This window comes from Rhodoferax sp. GW822-FHT04A08, assembly GCF_058801025.1.
In genome coordinates this window covers 102802-121936 of the sequence record NZ_JBXAMW010000002.1, presented here as the reverse complement: position 1 = coordinate 121936, position 19135 = coordinate 102802, and the positions used below count along the sequence as shown (strand labels likewise).

Here is a 19135-nt window from a genome sequence, read left to right as displayed (position 1 = left end):
AGGGACCAGCCACAACTCCTCTTATTCGTCAACCCCTCCGTCATGGGGTGTAAGGTTGTTGCGGAATTCTGCATAGTTGGATTGCTAGTCAACATAAATCGCAACTTACAGGGAAGCCTATGAAACATCTTAATTGCGCGGCATGGATTGCTGCCGTACTCATGTCCGCGCTTGCTGGGACTGCTCAAGCCGGTCTGTTTGACAAGACCCCCAAGCCGGTTATTCTGGACGTGCAGGGTAACCGGGCAGACGAGTTCAAACAGCTTGTGCGTGACGATTTCGCTCTGGAAAAAGTCGCTAAAGCGGGTGTGCCCAACCCCGCCAAAGTCGCTATTGCAAAAATCCGTATTAATTTCGCCACTCAATCTTCAGCGGCCTCTACCGAAGGCCGGCCCGGTGGCAAAACAAGCAGCCAGTACGTGGACTACAACTTGCTCAATGTGCCCAAAGAAGATGTGCAAAAAATAGCAGACAATTTTTACGCCGACTTGGTCAAACTGCTTACCAGCAAGGGTTATGAGGTTCAGCCACAAGACTACTTGCTATCTGACCCAAAGTTTGCCGACGCCGTTGCGCAAACCAAGAGTCCGCTGGAGTCAGAAGCTTTGGTGAAAAAAGAGAAGTCCGTTGCCGCATTCGCTAAACAGACCGCACAATTTTCAGGCATGGGCAATGGGGGTATGGACTACTACGCCTTGTCCAAAGCGAAGAAGGACTCGATTGTTATGGAGCTGGATTTTGATATGGACATGGTGGCCATCAAAAAGGCCAGTGACAGTGGAAACTGGTTTCAATGGAAGCAGATTGAACATAAGCCCGCCTTGCATGTAAAAAGTGGTTATGTGCGGTTTCACTTCGACGGTAAGACAGCACAATTTTCTTTTTTGGAAAAGGCCATGCTGCCCGGCGAAGTTTTTGCAGGCGCCGAGAAGAAGGCTACGAGTGCCACCGATACAGCCGCCTTGGTCATTGGTGCGCTCATGGGTGCCGGGGGCAGTTCAAGCTCCTACAACCTGACACCCGTGGAGAATTTTCCTGACGCTATCGCAAAAAGCTTGCAACCTTTTGCGGAAGTGGTGATTCAGGGTTTGCCGCAACCCGTGCAGGTTGCGCAACCTGCAGCTCCTCAGTAGGGTGAGTGACTGGTTCGGAGAAATCAATTCAACCGCTGGTGTCACTTCCACCCACGAGTTCGGTGGCATACATGAAATCAACGGCCACCTACAAACCAATAACCCGATGGGCTTCCAGTAACCGGCCATTCTTAAGTGCAGCGACTGCATCCGGCCCATCTCGGTCAGAAAAACGACTGATCGTGATCCAGTTGCTCCCTAGAACTCTTGCGTATCGAACAGCCAGAAAAATAGGTTGTTTTCGACTTTAATTGCGCGAAATAAGTTCCCTGCTCTTCGTTATTCCGTTACTCCACCGTCACACTCTTGGCCAGATTCCTTGGCTTGTCGACATCGGTTCCGCGCGCGCAAGCGGTGTGATAGGCCAGCAACTGCAAGGGCACTACGTGCAGCAGCGGTGACAGTTCGCCATAGTGTTCCGGCATGCGGATCACGTGCAAGCCTTCGCCGCTTTCGATGTGCGTGTCACTGTCGGCCAGAACGTAGAGCACACCACCGCGGGCCCGCACCTCGTGCATATTGCTCTTGAGTTTTTCCAGCAGCGCATCGTTGGGTGCCACGGTAACGACCGGCATGGCACTGGTGACCAGGGCCAGTGGACCGTGCTTGAGCTCACCGGCGGGATACGCCTCGGCATGGATGTAGCTGATCTCCTTGAGCTTGAGCGCGCCTTCCAGTGCAATGGGGTAATGCAGGCCGCGGCCCAGGAAGAGGGCGTTCTCGCACTTGGCGAAGTCCTCGGCCCATGCAATCAGCTGCGGCTCCAGCGCCAGCACGGCTTGCAAAGCGGCGGGCAGGTGGCGCATGGCCTTGAGGTGGCGGGCTTCTTCCGTATCACTCAAGCGGCCTTTGGCCTGGGCCAGGCACAGGGTCAACAGAAACAGGCCTGCCAGTTGGGTGGTGAAGGCCTTGGTGGATGCCACGCCGATTTCCACGCCGGCACGCGTCACGTAGGCCAGGCTGCACTCGCGCACCATGGCGCTGGTGGCCACATTGCAGATGGTGAGTGTGTGCTTCATGCCCAGTGACTGGGCGTGGCGCAGGGCTGCCAGGGTGTCGGCGGTCTCGCCACTTTGGGTGATGGTGACCACCAGGGTATTGGGGTTGGGTACCGAGTCGCGGTAGCGGTACTCGCTGGCCACTTCCACATTGCAAGGTACCTTGGCAATGCTCTCTATCCAGTACTTGGCCGCGCAGCCGCTGTAGTAGCTGGTGCCGCAGGCCAGTATCAGTACCGAGTCGATCTGTTTGAACACGCGGGCGGCATTGGCGCCGGGCTGGTGGTTCATCTGCTGGTCAAACAGCTCGGGCGTGATGCCTTCCACGCCTTCGAGCGTGTCGGCGATGGCGCGCGGCTGCTCGAAGATTTCCTTTTGCATGTAGTGGCGGTAGGGGCCGAGTTCGGCCGCGCCGCTGTGTGCATGCACCGTTCTCACCGGGCGCAGGGCGGGGGCGACGGCCTTGTGCTCCTTGTCGAACAACCAGTACTTGCCCAGCTGTACGTCGACCAGGTCGCCTTCTTCCAAGTACACGATCTGGTCGGTCACGCCGGCCAGTGCCATGGCGTCGCTGGCCAGAAAGTGCTCCTGGCCGTCCTTGCCCACGCCCAGAATCAAGGGGGAGCCCGCACGCGCACCGATCAGGCGGTGCGGCTCGTCCTTGCAGAACACGGCAATCGCATAGGCGCCATGCAACTGCAGCACAGCGGCTTTGACGGCTTCAAACAAGTCGCCGTCATACAGGCTGTCAATTAGGTGGGCGATGACCTCGGTATCGGTCTGGCTGTCAAACACATAGCCACGCGCCTTCAGGCTGGCACGCAGTTCATCGTGGTTTTCGATGATGCCGTTGTGGACCAGGGCGATGTGTCCTGGCTTGGTGGCCGCATCCGAACCCACGCCGTGGCTGAAATGAGGGTGGGCGTTGTGCACGGCTGGCGCACCGTGGGTGGCCCAGCGGGTGTGGGCAATGCCCAGAAGGCCCTGTAGGTGGGTGCTGGAAATCTGCTCGACCAGTTCGGAAACGCGTGAGGTGCTGCGGGCGCGGCGCAAGCCCGGGTGCTGATCCTGCGCGTAGACCGCCACACCACAGGAGTCATACCCACGATATTCCAGACGTTCCAGGCCTTGAACCAGGATGGGAACAATGTTGCGGGTCGAAACCGCGCCGACGATGCCACACATAAAACGCGCTCCAGCAGTTGGTGATGGAGCGATATTAGATCGTCGATTAAGAAATAAGTGTCTAAATAAGTTTATAAAGTGAACTAATATTGCATTAAGTCAAAGAAGTGAAATTAAAAATTGAACATCATTAAAAAATGAAACAAATATCTTTGGATGCGATGGATATTCAAATCCTGGCGCAGTTGCAGCGCGACGCGTCGCTGAGCAATCAGGACCTGGCCCGGGCGGTGCACACTTCGGCGCCGACCTGTCTGCGGCGCATCAAGCGCATGCGTGAAGCAGGCCTGATTGAGCGGCAGATTGCGGTGCTCAATCCGGAAGCAATGGCACAAACCATAGGCCATGGTCTGAGCGCCATTGTAGAAATCACCCTGGATCGTCAGGGCGCCGAAGAACTGGAGCGTTTTGAAACCCGTGTGCTGCAAGACGCAGCCGTGCAGCAGTGTTATCGCGTATCGCCCGGGCCGGACTTTGTGCTGGTGGTGCATACCGCACACATGCCGGCTTACCAGGCGCTGGTGCAGCGCCTGTTCACCAGTGATGCCAATGTGCGCAACGTCAAGGCTTTTTTCAGTGTCAAACGCAGCAAGTTTGGCGCCGAACTATCCCTGCAAGAGGTCTGAGGTGACAGCCATGGCCGCTGGCAGACTCAGCTGCACGCGGCAGCCTGCATCCGGAGCGCCTTCGATGGTGACCGCCCCATTCAGACGCTGTGCAATCTTGTGGGTGAGTGCCAGACCCATGCCAACGCCGGGAAACTGACGCGTGGTGTGCAAGCGTTGAAACGGCTTGAACAGCCGCTCCCGCATCGCCGGGTTGAACCCCGCACCGTTGTCCTGAATGGACAGCGTGACCAGCGCGTTGCGGTGGCTATCGGCGGCGACCTGAAGCTCCACCGAAATGGAGATATGGGCCACATTGCGTTGCGCGGTGAACTTCAGGGCGTTGTCGAGGACGCAGTGCAAGGCGCGCCGCAACAGGGAGGCGTCTGCCATCACCTCAGGGGCGTGCGGTGGCACTGCCCATTGGACAGCGCGCCCGGGGTAGGGCTGCACCACCTCTGCCATCACGTCCTGCAACAGCGCATGCAGGGGTACCGGCGCGCATTGCACCGGGGACGTGCCCAGACGCGACAACTCGGTGAGCCCGTCCAGCAAGCTGCCCATATGCTGCGCCGACTCTGAAATCGTTTGCAGAAAGCCCCTGGATTCTTCCGGCAGCAACGGCCCGGCCTCCTCCTGTGCCAGTTGCGCGTAGCTCAGGATGTGGCGCAGCGGTGCGCGCAGGTCATGGGACACGGTGTAGGTGTAGTCCTGCATTTCCGCGCGCAGGCCTGCCAACTCGGCCTCCAGTGCCGCAATGCGTTGCTGTTGCGCGTCCGACATGGTGTGCCCTATGCCTTGGGGGCTTTCTTGGGGCGCGACCAGTTGGCAATAGAGACCTGCCGAACACGCGCCACGCTTAAGGCGCCAGCGGGTGTGTCCTTGGTGATGGTGGAGCCACCGCCTATGGTGCCGCCCGCACCCAGCGTCACAGGGGCAATCAGCACACAGTTGCTGCCCACGTGCACGTCGGCCTCGATCACGGTGCGATGCTTGTTGGCGCCGTCGTAATTGGCCGTAATGCTGCCGGCGCCATAGTTCACACGCTCGCCCACGGTGGCATCACCCAGATAGGCCAGGTGATTGGCCTTGGCGCCATCCGCCAGGGTGGAGTTCTTTACTTCCACAAAGTTGCCAATGTGCACTTCCTTGCCCAGCCGGGCGCCGGGACGCAGACGGGCGAACGGTCCGATCAATGATCCGGCACCCACCGTAACGCCCAGCTTCTCGCCGTCGATGTGGGTGAAAGGGTGAATCACGGCGCCTTCTTCAATCACGGCATTGGAGATCACGCAATGGGCACCAATGCTGACGCCCCGGCCCAGGCTGACCTGCCCGGTAAAGACGCAATTCACATCGATGCTCACGTCATGTGCACAGCGCAGGTCGCCCCGCACATCGATGCGGGCGGGGTCGGCCAGTCGCACGCCGTCCTCCATCAGCCGGTGGGCAATGCCATGCTGGTAAGCGCGCTCCAGTGCGGCCAGTTGCACCGGGCTGTTTACGCCAGCAACCTGCACCGCATCGTTGATCTTGTAGGCCACCACTTGCGCACCGTCTTCCACGGCAAAGCGCACGATGTCGGTCAGGTAGTACTCGGACTGCGCGTTCTTGTTGTCCAGGCGGGCCAGCCAGCGCTTGAGCGATGTTGCGGGCACCGCCATGATGCCGCTGTACACCTCGTGGACGGCACGCTGCTCTGGGCTGGCGTCCTTGTGCTCCACAATCGCTTTCACCGAGCCCGTCGTGTCGCGCACAATGCGGCCATAGCCCGTAGGATCAGGCATCTCCAGCGTCAGTAGCGCCAGATTGCGGCCAGCACCCGCAGCAATCAGGTGAAACAGCGTGTCTGCCTGCGTCAGCGGCACATCGCCCGATAGCACCAGCACCATACCGTCATCTTCCAGATGCGGCACCGCCTGTTGCACCGCGTGGCCTGTGCCCAGTTGCGGCTCCTGACGGGCAAACTCCAGGGTGAAACCCACGCCCGTGTTTGCTTTGCACGCAGCTTCCACCTCAGGGGCGCCGTGTCCGGTGATCACCACGGCCTTGCGTGCCTGCAGGCTGGCGGCGGTATCCAGCACGTGCTGCAGTAGCGACCGCCCGCCCAGGGTGTGCAGCACTTTGGGCAGCGAGCTCTTCATGCGGGTACCTTTGCCAGCCGCCATGATGACCACGTCAATGGGCGTGCCCATGCTGGAAAGCGGGGATTGTGAACTCATGGATTTCCTTCCTGATGCGAGACTATTCGCGCCTCCGGTGCGCGATGCCCCGGTATTATCCGTGCCCGCACAGAGGCATCACACCGGCCAGATAGCGCCGTAATCGTTCAATATGGCGTCCAGCGGCATGTCGTGGGGTTCGGGCTCGAAATCAGGCAGGAAGCCCATGCCAAAGCCCAGTCCCACCGAAAACGGCTTGGGGTTCAGACTGGACAGCATGCGGTCGTAGAAACCACCGCCATAGCCCAGGCGGAAGCCGCCAGGCCCGTAGCCCACGCACGGGGCAAAGACCAGCGTGGGGACGATCACCTCGGTGTCCTTGGGCTTGGGAATGCCGTAGGCGTCTTCTTCCATGGGGCAGCCCGGATACCAGGCATGGAAGGTCATGGTGTGGGTTTCTTTGTTCACCACCGGCAGTCCGATGCGCCGCGGCTCGGGCTGGTCCAGCAGTTCGCCATCTTCCTTCCAGCGATGCAGGGCGGGCAGGGGGTCGAACTCGCCCTTGATGGGCCAATACGCGCCAATCACGATGTCCGGCCTGCCGACCAGCCAGATGCGCATGACCTGCTGCAGCATGTCTGCCCGCAGCTGCCGGTCCGGCAGGCTGTTGCGCTGTTCAATCAATGCGGCGCGAAGGGCCTTTTTTTCCAATGCTTTTGCCGTGTTCGAGTTGTCCATAATGTCCACATGCAGTTTCCAGCCATTCTGACACCGTTAGCCCTAGCCGCCTGTGTCTTCTTGCCATCCGTTTCACCTGTTTTTGCCCAGGGTCGTGACAACGCCCACTACGACGAAGTCATCACCGACATGGCGCAAGCCTACAAGGTCCGCGACCGCAAGCGCCTGACAGGCCTGTTGCCCCAGGTACGTGGCTATGTGCTGGAGCCCTGGGGAGCCTACTGGGAGCTGTCGGCGCGACTGGATGAGGCCAGTCCGACCGAGATACAGGATTTTCTCGCACGCTACAGCGGGACCTATCAGGAAGACAAGCTGCGTACCGAATGGCTGCTGCAGCTCGGGCGCAACCGGGACTGGGTCGCCTTCAACCGGGAATTCCTCAAGTACCGCATGGGAGACGACAAGTCGGTGCGCTGCTATGGTCTGCTGGCCGACCATCTTGCCACCGGGGCCGATGTCAAGGCGGATGTGCTGCAGACCTGGATGTCGCTCAAGGATGCGGACGAAGGCTGTGCCGCCGCCGCCGAACAACTGGTCAAGGATCACGCGGTAAAGCCCGATCTGGTCTGGCCGCGCGCCCGGCTGGGCTTTGAGAACGATCGCTTGCGCATCACCACCCAGGCAGTGGGCATCGTCAAGGACGGCCTGGTGAAGGCCGTGAGTGACATTTACGCCAATCCATCCAAATACCTGAACGACAAGCTCACCGCGCTGCGGCCGCAAACCCGTGAGCTGGTCTCTTTGGCCATCATCCGCCTGGCCTATCTGGATCCGGATGCCGCTGCGGTCGAAGTCAACCACCTGCGCTGGAAAGCCCAGCTCACACAGGAGGAGCGCAGTTGGATCTGGGGCGCGATCGGCAAGCGCGCCGCGATCAAGCAATCCAATGATGCGGTGGGCTACTTTGCCCAGGGTGACTTCAACCAAATGCATGAAGACCATCTGGCCTGGGCCGTGCGCGCGGCCTTGCGTGCGGGCAGGTGGCAGATGGTGCAGGACGCCATTGCCGCCATGCCGGAAGCCATGGCGGCCGAGCCGGTCTGGGTCTACTGGCGCGCCAGGGCGATGCTGGCTTTGCCTGCCGTCGATGGCGGGCGTGAAGTGGCGCTGAACCTGATGCGCGGCATTGCCGGCGTGCGCGGCTTTTATGAACAACTGGCACTCGAGGAGTTGGGCCAACGCATTACCGTTCCGGAGCGTCCTGCACCGCTAACGGTGGAAGAGCGTGAAGCGGCCCGTGCCAACCCCGGTCTGGCCCGCGCGCTCTACGCCATCCAGGTTGGTCTGCGTTCCGAAGGGGTTCGCGAATGGAACTACAGCACCAATCTGCACGTGCGTGGTGGTCTGGACGACCGCGCCATGTTGGCAGCTGCCGACCTGGCTTGCCGCGCCGAGGTGTGGGATCGTTGCATCAACAGCAGCGACCGCACCCGCAACCTGATGGACTTCGAGCAGCGCTTTCCCATGCCGTTTCGCAATTCGGTGCTGGCACGTAGCAAGCAAATCGGCATTGATCCAGCTTATGTGTACGGTCTGATCCGCCAGGAAAGCCGCTTCATCATGGATGCCAGGTCGGGCGTGGGTGCTTCCGGCCTGATGCAGGTGATGCCTGCCACGGCCAAATGGACGGCCAGGAAGCTGGGGATGACGGACTTCCAGCCGGCACAGATCACCGAGCGCGACACCAACATCGCCATTGGTACGGGCTATCTCAAGCTGCTGCTGGATTCCTTTGGCGGCTCCATGCCCATGGCCGCCGCTGCCTACAACGCCGGCCCGGGGCGCCCCCGCAACTGGCGCAACGGTCCGGTGCTGGAGGCTGCCATCTGGGCCGAGAACATTCCCTTCAACGAGACGCGGGACTACGTGAAGAAGGTGCTCTCCAATACCGCCAACTACGCAGCACTGATCACCGGGCAGCCGCAATCCCTCAAAGCCAGATTGGGTACGGTGGGTCCGTTGGACGCCAATACGCCGGACGCCAGCACCGATCTGCCCTGATGATGCGATGGGCTTGGTTTAGCATGGTGTCTTTATAGGAAAGACCACCATGCTCAAACTTTTTGTAGGAAACAAAAACTACTCTTCCTGGTCCATGCGTCCCTGGGTACTGATGCGCCAGGCAGGTATTGATTTTGAAGAGCACATGGTGCGCTTTGATTCCTTTGACGCCGACTCCCGCTTCAAGCAGACCCTGGCCGATTTGTCGCCCACGGGCAAGGTGCCGCTGCTGGTGGATGGCGATCTGGCTGTCTGGGACACGTTGTCCATTGCCGAATACCTGGCAGAACAGTTTCCTCAGAAGAACCTCTGGCCCAAGGACAAGGCTGCGCGCGCGCAGGCACGCAGCGTGTGTGCGGAGATGCACAGCGGCTTCAGTGGCCTGCGCAATCTGTGCCCCATGAATATCGAGGCGTCCCTGCCTGAAGTGGGTGCGCTGCTGTGGCGCGACAAGCCCGAAATTCGCAGCGAGGTGCAGCGTATCGTCCAGATGTGGAGCGGTTTGCTGGAGGCCCATGGAGGCCCCATGCTGTTTGGCGACTTCAGTATTGCAGACGCCTACTTTGCGCCGGTGTGCATGCGTTTCAGAACGTATATGCTGCCGCTGCCCATCTCGATTGCCGACTATGTGGGGCGCGTCTCCGATCTGCCTGGCGTGGCTGCGTGGATAGAGGGGGCCCTGGCAGAAAAAGACTTCCTCGACTTCGAAGAGCCCTACCGCCTGCAACCCTGACTTTCATGCAAACCTATCTGGTTGGTGGTGCCGTGCGTGATGCCCTGATGGGCCTGCCCATGCGCGACCGCGACTGGGTAGTGGTGGGAACCACGCCGCAGGCACTTCTGGATCAGGGCTATGTCCAGGTCGGGCGGGACTTTCCGGTGTTCCTGCATCCGCACAGCAAGGAAGAGTACGCACTGGCCCGTACCGAGCGCAAGTCCGGTCACGGCTACACCGGCTTTACCGTGCATGCGGACCCCTCGGTCACGCTGGAAGAAGACCTGGCGCGGCGCGACCTGACCATCAATGCCATTGCACTGCCTGCGCAGTGTCTGCAGACTGATGGCCGCTTTGACGCTGCGCAGCTGGTGGATCCTTTTCATGGACGCGCCGATGTCGATGCCAAGGTGATACGCCATGTGACACCGGCCTTCCGCGAAGACCCGGTGCGCATCCTGCGCGTGGCGCGGTTTGCTGCGCGGTTTGCAGATTACCGGGTCGCGCCCGAGACGCAGGCCCTGATGCAGAGCATGGTGCAAGACGGTGAAGTGGACCATCTGGTGGCTGAGCGCGTCTGGCAGGAACTGGCCAAGGGACTGATGGAGGCAACGCCTTCGCGCATGTTCGGGGTGTTGCGCAGTTGCGGCGCGCTCAAGCGTTTGCTGCCGGAACTCGATCGTCTATGGGGCGTACCGCAAAGTCCGCAGCAGCATCCGGAAGTGGACACTGGTGTGCATGTGATGCTGGTGCTGGACATGGCCGCGCAACTGCAATGCAGTCTGGCTGTGCGCTTTGCCTGCCTGGGCCATGACCTGGGCAAGGGCAACACACCTGCAGACGTGTTGCCGCGCCACATTGGCCATGAGGCGCGCAGCGTGCGTCTGTTGCAGGTGTTGTGCAAGCGCCTGCGGGTACCGACCGAGTGCGCCGAGTTGGCGGAGGTCGTCGCACGCGAACACGGCAACATCCACCGCAGCAGCGAGCTGGGTGCCGATGCGATGCTGCGCCTGCTGGAGCGCTGCGACGCCATCCGCAAGCCGGCACGCATGGCAGAAGTGCTCTGGGCCTGCGAGTGCGATGCGCGCGGCAGGCAGGGCTTGCAGGACGCAGCCTACCCGCAACGCGCACGCCTGTGGCATGCATTGCAGCAAGTGTTGTCGGTGGACACCGCGCCGGTTGCAGCTGCTGCGCAGCAGCATGGCGCCACGGGCCTGCAGATCGGTGCTGCAGTACGCAAGGCGCGCCTTGCCGCCATCTCCTGACCTCGGCGCAAACCCTCTTCTGAATTGACCCTGACAGGGTCAGGGGTACGCCTCAGTGTTTCCCCTAGTGTGGCGTCTATCCGAAAAGACAGATACTTGGTTTTCTGTCCGAACTAAATCATGTCAAACAGGGTTTGAACGGCAGGAGGTCAATTCAACACAGATGCCCGAACAGGGCTCATTTTCTGGAGACAAGCATGAAATTTAAACGTCAACTTACCGCATTGGCATTTGCCATGGCTGCTGGTTCCTCTTTCGCACAACTGGTTGTCGGCGTGAGCTACGACGCCTTCCAGGAAGAGCGCTGGAAGACCGACGAAGCTGCCATCAAGGCTGAGCTGGCCAAGCATGGCGCCAAGTACATCATGTCCGATGCAGGTGCTTCCACTGAAAAGCAGCTGACCGACATCGACGGTCTGATCGCCAAGGGCGCCAAGGTGTTGATCGTTCTGGGGCGTGACAAGGACGCCATCCTGCCCGCCGTCAACAAGGCCAACCAGCTGAAGATTCCAGTGATCGCCTATGACCGCCTGTTTGAAGCTCCTGGAGTGACTTACATCACCTTCGACAACAAGGAAGTGGGCCGCATGACCGCACGCGCCATCCTGGCTGCCAAGCCCAAGGGCAACTTCGCCATCATCAAGGGCGACCCGGGTGATGCCAACGCCAACTTCTTGCGTGAAGGTCAACAGGAAATTCTGGAGCCTGCTATCAAGAAGGGTGACGTGAAGATCGTCGGTGAAGAGTACACCGCTGGCTGGAATCCCCAGAACGCCCAGAAGAACATGGAACAGATCCTGACCAAGAACGGCAACAAGGTTGACGCCGTGGTTTGCCAGAACGACGGCATGGCCGGTGGTGTGGTTGCAGCGTTGACTGCCAAGGGTCTGCAAGGCATTCCCGTATCCGGTCAGGACGGTGACTTGGCTGCGCTGAATCGCGTGGCCCTGGGTACACAGACCGTGTCGGTGTGGAAGAACTCTGCTGACCTGGGAACTGCTGCTGCCAAGGCCGCCGTGGAACTGGGTGCGGGCAAGCCTGTGACCGGTGCGGTGGACTGGGCCGGTGGTGAGAAGAAGGTTTCTCTGAAGTCCATCTTCCTCAAGCCCATCCCCGTGACCCAAGCCAACCTGGAAGTGGTGGTCAAGGCCGGCCACATCAAGAAGGAAGAGCTGTGCAAGGGCGTGACCGATCCCAAGGTAACTGCCTGCAAATAAACCAATAGGCTAGGGATTTTGAATCCGACACCGCGGGCCGGGTGAACGCTTGGTTGCCGCGGTGTTTTTTTGGTTTCGTATTTAGGGCAAAGTTTGGAGTAGTCAATGAATCAAGCATTACAGAACTTGAAACATTCGGCCGTTGATTGGCGCATGGTGCTGATGGCCGGAGTATTGGTGGTGATCACCGTCATTTTTAACGTGTTGACAGACGGCATCTTTTTCTCTGCCGAGAACCTGTACAACATTGCACAGCAGACCGCTGTGGTTGGAATTCTTGCCACGGTGATGGTCTTGATCATCGTGGCCCGGCACATCGATTTGTCGGTGGGCTCCGTGATGGGTTTTGTCGGTGTGCTCATCGCCTTCCTGATGTACACCTCGCACTGGTCCTGGCCTGCGGCCTGTCTGGCCGGCCTGGCGGCTGCGATTGTGGTGGCCATGTACCAGGGCGCGTTGACGGCCTTCGTCGGTGTGCCATCCTTTGTGGTGACCCTGGGCGGCCTGATGTCGTTCCGTGGTGCCGCCTATCTGGTGGCAGACGGCAAGACGCAACCGTTGAGCGACCCCTTCTTCCTCAAGTTGGGTGGCGGCTTCAATGGTGGCATTGGTACCACGGCCAGCTGGGTGCTGGGTGCGGTGATCAGTCTGGGCATTCTGCTTTCCATGCTGGCCAAGCGCCGCGCCAAGAAGCGCTATGACGTGCCCACCAATCCTTTCGTGATCGATCTGGCGTTGTCGCTCATTCCCGTGGTCATCGTGCTGGGCTTTGTGGCCGTGATGAATTCCTACCAGATTCCCAGCAAGGACGATGCGCAGGGCATTCCCATTCCCGTGCTGATCTGGGGTGTCGTGGCGCTGTTCATGTCCTTCCTGGTTCACCGTACTCGCTTCGGCCGCTACGTGTTTGCCATGGGTGGCAATCCGGATGCCGCTGCGCTGGTAGGTATCCCGGTCAAGCGCGTCACCATGCTGCTGTTCCTGCTGCTGGCGGTACTGACCACCGTCGCCGCCATCGTGGCCATCTCGCGCCTGAATGCCGGTACCAACTCCCTGGGCAACAGTCTGGAACTGCTGGTGATTGCGGCTACCGTCATCGGTGGCACAGCGCTGGCCGGTGGTAGCGGCACCATTGTTGGATCGGTGCTGGGTGCGCTGATCATGCAATGCATTGACAGCGGCATGCTGTTGCTCGACGTATCCATTGGTACCCGTTACGTGATCATCGGCCAGGTTCTGATCGCAGCGGTGGTGTTTGACGTGGCCTATCGCAAATGGACAGGAGACGTGCAATGACCACCGAATCGCATAACGCAGAGGCAGCGGCCAAGCGAGCCAAGGCAGACCCCAACAAATGCCTGGTGGAGCTGCGCAACATCAAGAAGGCTTTCGGTGGTGTGCACGCCGTGGACGATGTGTCAATCAACCTCTATCCCGGTGAAGTGGTGGCCGTGCTGGGCCACAACGGCGCAGGCAAGTCTACGCTCATGAAGATGCTGGCCGGTGCCTACCCTATCGACAGCGGCGAGGTCATCATCAATGGCGAGAAGTCGCACATCCGCACACCTGCCGATGCGCAGGCCGTGGGCATCGAGTCCATCTACCAGACGCTGGCCCTTGCCGACAACCTGGATTCGGTGGCCAACCTGTTCCTGGGACGCGAACTGCTGACCAAGTGGAACACGCTGGACGACCACCGCATGGACGCGGACGCCCGCAAGGTGTTCCAGCGCCTGAATAAGAACTTCAAGAATTACCACACGCCAGTGCGCCGCCTCTCCGGTGGTCAGCGTCAGGTGGTGGCCATTTCGCGGGCCATCTACTTCAACGCCCAGATCCTGATCATGGATGAGCCCACCGCGGCACTGGGACCGGAAGAGACCGCCATGGTGGCCAAGCTGATCGAGCAGCTCAAGGCCGAAGGCGTGGGCATTTTCCTGATCAGCCATGACATGCACGACGTGTTTGCGCTGAGCGACCGTTTGTCGGTCATGAAGAACGGCAAGCTGGTGGGTACCTACCGTACCCAGGATGTGACCGAAGACGAAGTGCTGGGCATGATCATTCTGGGCAAGAAGCCCGAAGGCAAGCCCCAGACTGAACGTCCTGCGCGCTAAGTGTTGCTTGACCATAGATCCATAAGAACCGGCTGAAACCGCATGAAAACGACGGGAGATTTGCAACTGCTCAAGCGGATCAACCGCAGCGTATTGCTGCGCCTGATCCGTAGCCAGCCAGACCTTTCCCGGGCCCGCCTGGCGCATTTGAGCGGCCTGACCAAGTCCACTGTGAGCGCCCTGGTGCGTGAGCTGTTGGATGAGCATTGGCTCACAGAGGCCGATGCACCGGTGGCGTCCCAGGGCATGGGGCGACCTTCCACGCCGCTCAACATCGACAACCACAAACGTGTGTTGATCGGTGTTGAGATCGCGGTGGATTGCCTACGCGTGGTCTGTGTCTCGCTGTGCGGTGACGTGCTGTCGCAGACCGAGGTGGAGCTCCCGGACAAGCGCCCGGCCAGCGCCTGCAAGCAGGCGGGCAAGCTGGTGCGTGCGCTGTGCAAGCAGCTCAAGGAAAAGCAATTGTTGCTCTCCGGTGTGGGCGTGTGCCTGCCTGGTGCGGTGGAAGACGGCAGTGGCATCGTGCGTCTGGCGCCCAACCTGGGCTGGCGCGACGTACCGTTCCTGTCCATGCTGTCCGCCGAATTTGCCCATGCGGGCATCGCGCCGGCCAACATTCATTTGCAGAACGATGCCGATGCCGCGGCGCTGGGTGAATACGAGTTCGGCGACTCTGGCGATGACGCGCTCATCTTCATCAACTGCGATGTGGGCGTGGGCGCAGGCATCGTGCTCAATGATCGCCTGTTTACCGGCTTTCTGGGCACCGCTGGCGAGGTGGGCCACAGCATTCTGCAAGTCAACGGCCCGCTGTGTTCCTGTGGACGCAAGGGTTGTGCCGAAGCCTTTATCGGAGCCCGCGCGCTTGCCCGCAAGAACGGCGTGGCGCAGGCCGGTGAATACCTGGGCGTGCTGCTGCAGAACTTGGATGCCATGTTCAATCCGCACGTCATCGTCATAGGTGGGCGCTCCTGCGTTGACAACCCGTCATTGGTGGAAATTGCCCGCAACACCCAGCTGGCCTATGCGCAGACAGCAGGCATGCGCGCACCGGTGGTGCGGTCCGCACGCTACGGCCTGCAGGCTGCTGCGGTAGGCGCTGCGGCCCTGGTATTGCACCAATTTTTGCGACCCCTACTCAAAGAATCGAACCATGTATCTGGGAATTGATGTCGGCACCTCCGAAGTGAAGGTGTTGCTGCTGGACGACCAGCACCGCACCATTGGTACGGCTGGCTCCACGCTCGAAGTATCACGTCCCCACCCGGGCCACAGCGAGCAGGACCCGGCCAGCTGGTGGAGCGCCACTGGCAAGGCGCTCAAGACGTTGCAGCAAAACCATCCGCAGGAATACCAGGCGGTGCGTGCCATCGGCCTGTCCGGCCAGATGCATGGCGCCGTGTTGTTGGACTCGGCCAACCGGGTGCTGCGCCCCGCCATTTTGTGGAACGATACCCGCAGCGCGCTGGAGTGCGAAGAGATGATGGCTGAGCTGCCAGCGGCAGCCCAGCTTGCAGGCAGTCTCATCATGCCGGGCTTTACCGCGCCCAAGCTGCGCTGGGTGGCCAAGCACGAGCCGCAGGTTTTCTCGCAGGTGTCCAAGGTGCTGCTACCCAAGGACTACGTGCGTCTGATGCTCACGGGTGAGCACATCACCGATTTGTCGGACGCCAGCGGCACAGCCTGGCTGGATGTGGCCAATCGCGCGTGGTCTCCCGAGCTGCTGGCACTGACGCGTCTGAGCGAAGTGCAGATGCCGCACGTGGTGGAGGGCAGCGCGCCTGGCGGCGCACTAAGCCCGTCGGCGGCTTCCGCGCTGGGCCTGAAGCCCGGCATCGTCGTGGCCGGCGGCGCCGGTGACAACGCCTCCAGTGCCGTGGGCATGGGCGCCGTGAATGCGGGCGAGGGCTTCCTGTCGCTGGGTACCAGCGGTGTGTTGTTTGTCGTGACGCCACGCTTTGCGCCCAACGCCAGCAGCGCCACCCATGCCTTCTGCCATGCCGTGCCCGAGCGCTGGCACCAGATGAGCGTGATGCTGTCGGCCGCCAGCTGCCTGCAGTGGGCCAAGCAGGCGTTGGGTGCCGCATCGGAATCCGCACTGGAGCAACAGGCCAGCGGGCTCGACTTTGCCAGCCGCGCCGATGCGCCGCTGTTCCTGCCCTACCTCAGCGGGGAACGTACGCCGCACAACGACGCCGTCATCCGCGCCAGCTTCCACCACATCAGCCACAGCACCAGCCAGGCTGCATTGGCCTATTCGGTGATTGAAGGCGTGACCTTTGGTCTGACCGATGGCCTTAACGCACTCAAAAAGGCTGGCAGTAACGTCACGCGTCTCTCGTTGGTGGGTGGCGGCGCACGCAGTGCCATGTGGGCGCAGCAACTGGCTTCCTCGCTGAACGTCGAGATCGTGACCCATGCCGACTCCGCCGCTGGCGGTGCCCTGGGCGCAGCGCGACTGGGCTGGCTGGCTACTGGCGCAACGCTGGAGCAAGTGTGCACCCAACCCGCCGTCACCCGCAGTTACCGCCCGGACGCTGCAGAGCAGGCCCTGCTGGCACCGCGCTATGCACACTTCCAGGCCATATACCCCGCACTCAAAGCGCTGCAATAGACAGCGCACCCCCAACCCTATCCGATGGTCCCCATCGCTACACCCCAAGGAATCACCATGAGCAATTATTTCGACGCCATCGCCCCCATCCGTTACGCTGGCCAGCAATCGCAGGAGCCGCTGAGCTTCAAGTGGTACGACAAGGACCGCATCGTCGCCGGCAAACGCATGGAAGACCATCTGCGCTTTGCCGTGTGCTACTGGCACAGCTTCTGCTGGAACGGCTTCGATCCGTTCGGCTACGACGGCACCTTCGAGCGCCCCTGGCAGCACATGAGCGACCCCATGGCCGCAGCCAAGGCCAAGGCCGACAACGCATTCGACTTCTTCCAGAAGTTGGGCGCTCCGTACTACTGCTTCCACGACCGCGACGTGGCACCCGAGGGCAGCACGCCGCGCGAGAGCGTGGCCAATCTGCACGCCATGGTGGACGTGCTGGCCAGGAAGCAGCAGGACACCGGCATGAAGCTGCTGTGGGGCACGGCCAACCTGTTTTCACACCGCCGCTTCATGTCGGGCGCAGCCACCAATCCCAACCCCGAAATCTTTGCCCTGGGCGCCCTGCAGGTCAAGGAAGCCATGGACGCGACGCTCAAGCTGGGCGGCGAGAACTATGTGCTCTGGGGTGGCCGCGAAGGCTACGAGACGCTCATCAACACCCGCATGGGCCAGGAGCTCGACCAGATGGGCCGCTTTCTCAACATGGTGGTGGAATACAAGCACAAGATTGGTTTCAAGGGCGCCATCCTGCTGGAACCCAAGCCGCGCGAACCCTCCAAGCACCAGTACGACTTTGACGTCGCTACGGTCTACGGCTTCCTGCTCAAGCACGGCCTGGAAAAGGAAGTCAAGGTCAACATCGAAGCCAACCACGCCACCCTGGCGGGCCATAGCTTCGAGCACGAAATCGTCAGCGCCATTGATCTGGGCATCTTCGGCTCCATCGACATGAACCGCGGCGACATGCAGTGCCAGTGGGACACCGACCAGTTCCCCAACAACATTCCCGAGACGGCACTGGCCATGTACTACATCCTCAAGAGTGGCGGTTTCACCACGGGTGGTCTGAACTTCGACAGCAAGGTGCGTCGCCAGTCCATCGACCCGGAAGACATGTTCCACGGCCACATTGGTGCCATGGATGTATCGGCCCGTGCGCTGCTGATTGCCGACGCCATGATCACCGATGGCCGCTTTGCCAAGATTACCGAAGAGCGCTATGCCGGCTGGAACACCGACTTCGGCAAGGATCTGCTGGGTGGCAAGCTGAGCCTGGATGCTGTGGCGGCCCGTGTGCTGGAACACAACACCGACACCCGCCCGGTGTCCGGCCGCCAGGAGCACATCGAAAACCTGCTCAACTCCTTCATCTGACGCGCCATGAAAAAAGTCGTATGGGGCGTGCTGAGCACCGCCAAGATTGGCTGGGAGAAGGTGATCCCTGCCATGCTCAAGAGCGAACACTGCGAAGTACGCGCCATCGGCTCACGCTCGCTGGACAAGGGCCGTGCGCTGGCTGACCGCCTGGGCATCCCCAAGGCCTATGGCAGCTACGAAGCGCTGTTGGCCGACCCGGAAATCGAAGCCATCTACAACCCGCTGCCCAACCACGAGCATGTACCCATGACGCTGGCGGCAGCGCGTGCGGGCAAGCACGTGCTGTGTGAGAAACCGGTTGCATTGAATGCCAAGGAAGCAGAACAGCTGCGCGCCGTGGCAGACAAGGTGCACATCATGGAAGCCTTCATGGTGCGCTTTCATCCGCAATGGCTGTCGGTGCGCGAGCGCGTGCGCAGTGGTGAGGTGGGGGAGCTGCGTTCCATCCATACCTATTTCTCGTATTTCAACCGCGACCCGGGCAATGTCCGCAACCAGGCAGATATTGGTGGTGGTGCGCTGTATGACATCGGCTGCTATCCGATCGTCACTGGGCGCTTCCTGTTCGGCGCCGAACCGAAACGGGTTATCGCCCTGGTCGACCGTGATCCGGATTTCAAGACCGACCGCATGGTCAGCGCCCTGGTGGATTTCGGTGAAGGCCGCCGACTGGACTTCACCGTGTCGACCCAGAGCGTGCCCTACCAGCGTGTGCAGGTGTGTGGCACCAAGAAGCGCATCGAGATCGAAATCCCGTTCAACGCACCGCTGGGCGGCAGCACCAAGGTCTATACCGACGACGGTGCGCGGCTGGATGGTGGCTCCACCAGTGCCGAAGTGATTCCAGCCTGCGACATGTACACGCTGGAAGTGGATGCCTTTTCGCGTGCCGTACGTGGCGACATCGCGCTGCCTTACGGCGTGGAAGATGCCATTCTGAATATGCGCGTCATCGATGCCTTGTTTGCGTCCGAAAAGACCGGGGCCTGGGTCAACGTTTAACAA

At 60.7% G+C, this 19135-nt stretch carries 16 protein-coding genes; 12 read left to right on the top strand and 4 right to left on the bottom strand.

Features of this window, described 5'->3' with window-relative positions; genetic code table 11:
* The first annotated feature begins 119 nt into the window (after positions 1-119).
* On the top strand, positions 120-1133 hold the full coding sequence (locus tag AC1RMF_RS05105) for a hypothetical protein (RefSeq protein ID WP_493140120.1): 1014 nt from the start codon (positions 120-122) through the stop codon (positions 1131-1133).
* Between the two features lie 287 nt (positions 1134-1420).
* On the opposite strand, the gene glmS is transcribed toward AC1RMF_RS05105, so the two are convergent.
* Positions 1421-3316: a glutamine--fructose-6-phosphate transaminase (isomerizing) gene (gene glmS / locus AC1RMF_RS05100; RefSeq protein ID WP_493140118.1), complete on the bottom strand. Its 1896-nt coding sequence runs from the start codon at positions 3314-3316 to the stop codon at positions 1421-1423.
* A gap of 137 nt (positions 3317-3453) precedes the next feature.
* Between glmS and AC1RMF_RS05095 the strand changes: the two genes are divergently transcribed.
* Positions 3454-3942: an Lrp/AsnC family transcriptional regulator gene (locus AC1RMF_RS05095; RefSeq protein WP_493140116.1), complete on the top strand. Its 489-nt coding sequence runs from the start codon at positions 3454-3456 to the stop codon at positions 3940-3942.
* Here AC1RMF_RS05095 and AC1RMF_RS05090 read toward each other — a convergent pair.
* The 3 genes from AC1RMF_RS05090 to AC1RMF_RS05080 all read right to left on the bottom strand — a co-directional run bounded on the left by AC1RMF_RS05090 (position 3922) and on the right by AC1RMF_RS05080 (position 6794).
* Positions 3922-4704: a sensor histidine kinase gene (locus tag AC1RMF_RS05090; RefSeq protein WP_342616299.1), complete on the bottom strand. Its 783-nt coding sequence runs from the start codon at positions 4702-4704 to the stop codon at positions 3922-3924. The genes AC1RMF_RS05095 and AC1RMF_RS05090 overlap by 21 nt on opposite strands.
* Positions 4705-4712: 8 nt before the next feature.
* The gene (glmU, locus tag AC1RMF_RS05085; protein ID WP_342616300.1) at positions 4713-6143 is read right to left on the bottom strand and encodes a bifunctional UDP-N-acetylglucosamine diphosphorylase/glucosamine-1-phosphate N-acetyltransferase GlmU; all 1431 of its coding nucleotides are present in this window, start codon (positions 6141-6143) and stop codon (positions 4713-4715) included.
* A gap of 78 nt (positions 6144-6221) precedes the next feature.
* Positions 6222-6794: a 5-formyltetrahydrofolate cyclo-ligase gene (locus AC1RMF_RS05080; RefSeq protein WP_342621091.1), complete on the bottom strand. Its 573-nt coding sequence runs from the start codon at positions 6792-6794 to the stop codon at positions 6222-6224.
* A 36-nt stretch (positions 6795-6830) separates the two neighbouring features.
* Here AC1RMF_RS05080 and AC1RMF_RS05075 point away from each other — a divergent pair, with 36 nt between their 5' ends.
* The 10 genes from AC1RMF_RS05075 (at position 6831) to AC1RMF_RS05030 (ending at position 19132) form a co-directional block, all read left to right on the top strand.
* The gene (locus tag AC1RMF_RS05075) at positions 6831-8822 is read left to right on the top strand and encodes a lytic transglycosylase domain-containing protein (protein ID WP_493140113.1); all 1992 of its coding nucleotides are present in this window, start codon (positions 6831-6833) and stop codon (positions 8820-8822) included.
* 49 nt (positions 8823-8871) lie between these two features.
* Positions 8872-9555, top strand: coding sequence for a glutathione S-transferase family protein (locus AC1RMF_RS05070; protein WP_493140111.1), 684 nt, complete (start codon positions 8872-8874; stop codon positions 9553-9555).
* A 5-nt stretch (positions 9556-9560) separates the two neighbouring features.
* Complete coding sequence (locus AC1RMF_RS05065; protein ID WP_493140109.1) at positions 9561-10802, top strand: multifunctional CCA addition/repair protein; 1242 nt, start codon at positions 9561-9563, stop codon at positions 10800-10802.
* A gap of 197 nt (positions 10803-10999) precedes the next feature.
* The gene (locus AC1RMF_RS05060; RefSeq protein ID WP_342616304.1) at positions 11000-12019 is read left to right on the top strand and encodes a substrate-binding domain-containing protein; all 1020 of its coding nucleotides are present in this window, start codon (positions 11000-11002) and stop codon (positions 12017-12019) included.
* A 105-nt stretch (positions 12020-12124) separates the two neighbouring features.
* The gene (locus AC1RMF_RS05055) at positions 12125-13315 is read left to right on the top strand and encodes a sugar ABC transporter permease (RefSeq protein ID WP_342616305.1); all 1191 of its coding nucleotides are present in this window, start codon (positions 12125-12127) and stop codon (positions 13313-13315) included.
* Positions 13312-14136, top strand: coding sequence for an ATP-binding cassette domain-containing protein (locus AC1RMF_RS05050; RefSeq protein WP_342616306.1), 825 nt, complete (start codon positions 13312-13314; stop codon positions 14134-14136). Before AC1RMF_RS05055 ends, AC1RMF_RS05050 begins: the two co-directional genes overlap by 4 nt.
* Positions 14137-14178: 42 nt before the next feature.
* The gene (locus AC1RMF_RS05045; RefSeq protein ID WP_342616307.1) at positions 14179-15309 is read left to right on the top strand and encodes an ROK family protein; all 1131 of its coding nucleotides are present in this window, start codon (positions 14179-14181) and stop codon (positions 15307-15309) included.
* Positions 15293-16753, top strand: coding sequence for a xylulokinase (gene xylB, locus AC1RMF_RS05040; RefSeq protein WP_493140105.1), 1461 nt, complete (start codon positions 15293-15295; stop codon positions 16751-16753). The genes AC1RMF_RS05045 and xylB overlap by 17 nt, the downstream gene beginning before the upstream one ends.
* Positions 16754-16810: 57 nt before the next feature.
* Positions 16811-18127, top strand: a complete 1317-nt coding sequence (gene xylA / locus AC1RMF_RS05035) for a xylose isomerase (RefSeq protein WP_493140103.1) — start codon at positions 16811-16813, stop codon at positions 18125-18127.
* A 6-nt stretch (positions 18128-18133) separates the two neighbouring features.
* The gene (locus AC1RMF_RS05030) at positions 18134-19132 is read left to right on the top strand and encodes a Gfo/Idh/MocA family protein (RefSeq protein ID WP_493140101.1); all 999 of its coding nucleotides are present in this window, start codon (positions 18134-18136) and stop codon (positions 19130-19132) included.
* Positions 19133-19135: the final 3 nt, after the last annotated feature.

Bases quoted from the DNA above. Each gene is read 5' to 3' on its own strand.
- AC1RMF_RS05055 (WP_342616305.1), top strand. From the start codon at position 12,125: ATGAATCAAGCATTACAGAACTTGAAACATTCGGCCGTTGATTGGCGC.
- AC1RMF_RS05105 (WP_493140120.1), top strand. From the start codon at position 120: ATGAAACATCTTAATTGCGCGGCATGGATTGCTGCCGTACTCATGTCC.
- AC1RMF_RS05030 (WP_493140101.1), top strand. From the start codon at position 18,134: ATGAAAAAAGTCGTATGGGGCGTGCTGAGCACCGCCAAGATTGGCTGG.
- AC1RMF_RS05060 (WP_342616304.1), top strand. From the start codon at position 11,000: ATGAAATTTAAACGTCAACTTACCGCATTGGCATTTGCCATGGCTGCT.
- AC1RMF_RS05065 (WP_493140109.1), top strand. From the start codon at position 9,561: ATGCAAACCTATCTGGTTGGTGGTGCCGTGCGTGATGCCCTGATGGGC.
- AC1RMF_RS05045 (WP_342616307.1), top strand. From the start codon at position 14,179: ATGAAAACGACGGGAGATTTGCAACTGCTCAAGCGGATCAACCGCAGC.
- AC1RMF_RS05095 (WP_493140116.1), top strand. From the start codon at position 3,454: ATGAAACAAATATCTTTGGATGCGATGGATATTCAAATCCTGGCGCAG.
- xylB (WP_493140105.1), top strand. From the start codon at position 15,293: ATGTATCTGGGAATTGATGTCGGCACCTCCGAAGTGAAGGTGTTGCTG.
- glmS (WP_493140118.1), bottom strand. From the start codon at position 3,316: ATGTGTGGCATCGTCGGCGCGGTTTCGACCCGCAACATTGTTCCCATC.
- AC1RMF_RS05070 (WP_493140111.1), top strand. From the start codon at position 8,872: ATGCTCAAACTTTTTGTAGGAAACAAAAACTACTCTTCCTGGTCCATG.
- glmU (WP_342616300.1), bottom strand. From the start codon at position 6,143: ATGAGTTCACAATCCCCGCTTTCCAGCATGGGCACGCCCATTGACGTG.
- AC1RMF_RS05090 (WP_342616299.1), bottom strand. From the start codon at position 4,704: ATGTCGGACGCGCAACAGCAACGCATTGCGGCACTGGAGGCCGAGTTG.
- AC1RMF_RS05075 (WP_493140113.1), top strand. From the start codon at position 6,831: ATGCAGTTTCCAGCCATTCTGACACCGTTAGCCCTAGCCGCCTGTGTC.
- AC1RMF_RS05050 (WP_342616306.1), top strand. From the start codon at position 13,312: ATGACCACCGAATCGCATAACGCAGAGGCAGCGGCCAAGCGAGCCAAG.
- xylA (WP_493140103.1), top strand. From the start codon at position 16,811: ATGAGCAATTATTTCGACGCCATCGCCCCCATCCGTTACGCTGGCCAG.